5 protein-coding genes are annotated in these 3,744 nt (G+C 58.3%); 2 read left to right on the top strand and 3 right to left on the bottom strand.

Features of this window, described 5'->3' with window-relative positions; genetic code table 11:
- Positions 1-257 precede the first annotated feature (257 nt).
- Positions 258-680, top strand: a complete 423-nt coding sequence (locus WBF74_RS00640; protein WP_424433809.1) for an Hsp20 family protein — start codon at positions 258-260, stop codon at positions 678-680.
- Positions 681-773: 93 nt separating this feature from the next.
- Complete coding sequence (locus WBF74_RS00635) at positions 774-1,079, top strand: DUF1150 family protein (protein ID WP_424433807.1); 306 nt, start codon at positions 774-776, stop codon at positions 1,077-1,079.
- 80 nt (positions 1,080-1,159) lie between these two features.
- On the opposite strand, the gene ptsN is transcribed toward WBF74_RS00635, so the two are convergent.
- The 3 genes from ptsN to rpoN form a co-directional block, all read right to left on the bottom strand.
- Positions 1,160-1,624 (bottom strand): PTS IIA-like nitrogen regulatory protein PtsN, encoded by a 465-nt coding sequence (gene ptsN, locus WBF74_RS00630; protein ID WP_424433805.1) that lies wholly within the window; start codon positions 1,622-1,624, stop codon positions 1,160-1,162.
- Positions 1,625-1,742: 118 nt separating this feature from the next.
- Entirely contained in the window at positions 1,743-2,324 is a 582-nt protein-coding gene (gene hpf / locus WBF74_RS00625) for a ribosome hibernation-promoting factor, HPF/YfiA family (protein ID WP_424433803.1), read from the bottom strand.
- A gap of 324 nt (positions 2,325-2,648) precedes the next feature.
- On the bottom strand, positions 2,649-3,744 hold a 1,096-nt coding region (gene rpoN, locus WBF74_RS00620), incomplete at its 5' end, for an RNA polymerase factor sigma-54 (RefSeq protein WP_424433801.1).

Genomic DNA, 3,744 nt, shown 5'->3' with positions numbered 1-3,744 from the left:
TTCCAGCATGGCGTGGTCCTTTCTGATCATTGATTTTGATTTTTGATTTTCGGGGGCGAGGGAACGCCTATCTCCTACATGTCGACCGCAAGACACAGGTTTCAACCCTTGCGGACGGAATGGGGCGCTTTGGTCGCGCCTGTTTCCCATAAGTTCAGGTGCTTGCATCCGGCGGCACCAATCCCCACATTCCTTCTGACGCGGTGCCTTCAGGGGCCGCATGGGCAAAGTCGCTTGGATTTACGGGACTTTGGAAAATGGCGCGTGTGATGCAGTTCAATAGCCCCTTTCTGCTGGGCTTTGACGAATTGGAGCGGCTGCTGGACAGGGCGACGAAGGCCTCGGATGGCTACCCGCCCTACAATGTCGAGCAGCTCCCTGCTGAAGCAGGCGAAGCGCTCCGGATCACACTGGCCGTTGCCGGGTTCTCCCGTGATGAACTGAGCGTCACTGTCGAGGACAACCAGCTCGTTATCCGTGGCAATCAAAAGGATGAGGGCGAGCGCAGCTTCCTTCATCGCGGCATCGCCGCCCGTCAGTTCCAGCGCTCTTTTGTGCTGGCAGACGGAATGGAAGTACGCGGCGCAACTCTTGAAAACGGTTTACTGGCTATCGATCTCGAAAAGCCGGAACCGGAACGGAAAACGCGCCGGATCGATATCAAGGAGGCGGGGCGTTAGCCAGCCTCACCGCGCCACGGTGCGAAGGTGCCCGTGAGCGACGGAACAACCCTCTTGCCTTCGTATCAGGAAGGGGTGTGAAAGGAGCAGCAAATGCAGAACGATACTGAATTCGATCCCAGCAATGAAAAGAACAATTCCGGTTGGGGTGTGCAGGACTTCCGCAAGCTGACACCGGAAAATTTCGCCACTGTGGGCATGCCGCGCATCGTCTATGTGCGCGAAGTGCTTGCGAGCGAGGTCGAGAGCGAGCTTGGCACGGAACTCGGCATTCCGTCAGACACGCGCCTCTTTGCAGTGCACGCCGCAAATGGTCAGCGCATGGCCATTCTCGACAATCGCGATGCGGCCTTTGCAGGCGCGCGCCAGTATGATCTGGAGCCGCTCAGCGTCCACTGACGCGGGGAAGCTACCCGCATGAAAAGAAAAGCCCTGCGCTTTGAAAGACGCAGGGCTTTTTCACGTCTGGAACGTGGGTATCAGACGGCGTTGGTTGCGGCCGGTTCTGTAAGGATCGCAAAGAGGGCTGCGGCGTCCTGGGAGGCGCGCAGCTTCTCCACAATGGCGGGGTTCCGCAGCAGGCGCGAGATGCGCGCCAGCGCCTTCAAATGGTCAGCGCCCGCCGTTTCCGGCGCAAGCAGAAGGAAAATCAGATCGACCGGCTGGTCATCCACCGATTCGAAATCGATGGGCGTGTCGAGCCGCGCAAACAGCCCGTACAAGCGATCAATTTCCGCAAGCTTGCCATGCGGAATGGCAATGCCCTGGCCCACGCCGGTGGAACCAAGACGCTCGCGCTCCAGCAGCGTCTCGAAAACCGCCCGTTCGGAAAGGCCTGTCAGTTGTGCCGCGCGTGCGGATAGCTCCTGCAACGCCTGCTTCTTGCTGGTGACCTTCAAATGGGCGATTACGCCCTCAGGCTTCACCAGATCTTCAAGCTCCATAATCCGGTTCCTGTCTTGCCCCACCGCCACATGCAGATTTCGTTCCGCTGTGACAACCCGTACGGTGCCAGCCGATGCGCTCATTGCGGGCGCAAAGGCAAACCTCGCCTTCCGTTTTTCAAGCCTTTTGAGCATCACGGCTCGTATCGATCCAGCCGATATTCCCGTCAGGGCGGCGATAGACGAGGTTGATCCCGCCTGCCGCGCCATTGCGGAATATAACGAAGGCCGCGTCACCCAGATCCATCTTCATCACGGCATCACCCACGCTGAGAACGGGAATCTCTGTGGTGCCTTCCGCGATGATGACGGGCTGTGCATCTTCCGCAACCTCTTCCTGCTCATCCCCCGCGTCGATGATGAATGACGGGTAGGATTCTGCCGGAAGCACTGGCTTGTTGTGATTGGAGTGGCTCTTCAGCCGCCGCTTGTAGCGGCGCAAGCGCTTTTCGAGTCGTTCAAGCGCCACATCCAGAGCGGCATAGACCTCAGTCGCTGTCCCTTGCGCATTTACCAGAAAGCCGGAGCTGAGATGCACCGAGCAATCTGCGCGGAACTCATGCGCCTGCTTGCTGAATGTGACCGTCCCGTCCACGGGCCGGTCGAAATATTTGTTAACCGAAGCACGAAGCTGCTCGGTCGCATGGGTACGGAGCGCATCTCCAACGTCGAGATGATGGCCGCTAACCTGAACTTGCATGAAAGACCTTCCTGGGGTCATTACGCCAACCGAGGAATGAAACGGAGAAGTCCGCCCATCCTGCCGGAAAACCCTTCGCTACCGACGGCCTGCGCCTTTCGCTGTCGTCATCGGAGCTGTTGAACTTACCGTCGCTTCTACCGCCTCTGCGGCTCGACCCGCTCCCCGGATCACAGGGTAAGATCGACCCCGTCCTTTTGAGCGCGTGGAAACTAGTGGGCAGCAACATAGGTGTCAACAAGGCACTGGCCTGAGACGAAAAACCCTTATTATTCAGTAGTATATGGGGTGGAGAGCAGCGTCGGCAAGGGCCTGACGGCCAGTTCACGCATAGGCCCGTTTTTCGCGGCGACGCTGTACGGAAGAGGGAATGTTCATTGCTTCCCGATACTTGGCGACCGTGCGCCGCGCAATATCGACACCCTGCTTCTTCAGAATATCGACGATATTGTCATCGGAAAGAATCGCGTCCGGCCGTTCCTGATCAATCAGATCCCTGATGCGGTGGCGCACCGCTTCTGCCGAATGTGCTTCTCCGCCTGCGGAAGAAGCGATGGCCGAGGTGAAGAAATATTTCATCTCGAAAATGCCGCGCGGCGTCGCGATGTATTTGTTTGCCGTCACGCGCGAGACGGTCGATTCATGCATGGAGATCGCATCTGCAATCGTCTTGAGGTTGAGCGGTTTCAGATGCTGGACGCCATAAACGAGGAACGCGTCCTGCTGGCGTACGATTTCGGAGGCGACTTTCAGAATGGTGCGGGCGCGCTGGTCGAGGCTTTTCACCAGCCAGTTCGCATTGTTCAGACATTCGGAAATATAGGCCTTCGCATTGGCATCGGCTGAAAGGCGGGAAACTTCCGCGTGATATTGCTGGTTCACCAGCACGCGCGGCAGTGTTTCAGAATTGATTTCGACAGCCCAGCTTCCGTCAGCCTTCGCCCGCACGAAAACATCCGGCACCACAGGCACGACAGGCTCGCTGCCAAAGGCGAGCCCGGGCTTCGGGTTGCAGAGGCGGATATCATCGATCATCGAGGCAATGTCCTCGCGGTCCGCGCCGGTCAGCTTCATCAGCTGATCGAAGTCGCGCTTCGCAAAGAGTTCCAGATGGTCGAGGAAAATCTGCATCGTCGGATCAAGGCGATCGCGCTCGGCGAGTTGCAGCGCAAGACATTCCTTGAGGTTGCGCGCGCAAACGCCGGCCGGATCAAATGTCTGCAGTACACGGAGGACCGCTTCAACATCTTCGATATCCGTGCCAAGCCGATCGGCCACATCGGCAAGGTCCGCCGTCATGTAGCCTGCCTCATCCACCTGATCGATCAGATAGGCACCGATCATGCGGTCGCCGGGCGTCTTCAGTGCCATATGCATCTGTTCGGTCAGATGCTCGGCAAGCGTTGCCTCGCGTGTCAGC

The sequence above is a fragment of the Parvibaculum sp. genome (assembly GCF_049672805.1).
GTDB lineage: Bacteria > Pseudomonadota > Alphaproteobacteria > Parvibaculales > Parvibaculaceae > Parvibaculum.
Note: the sequence above shows the minus strand (reverse complement) of the source record. Positions and strands in the feature narration are given on the sequence as shown.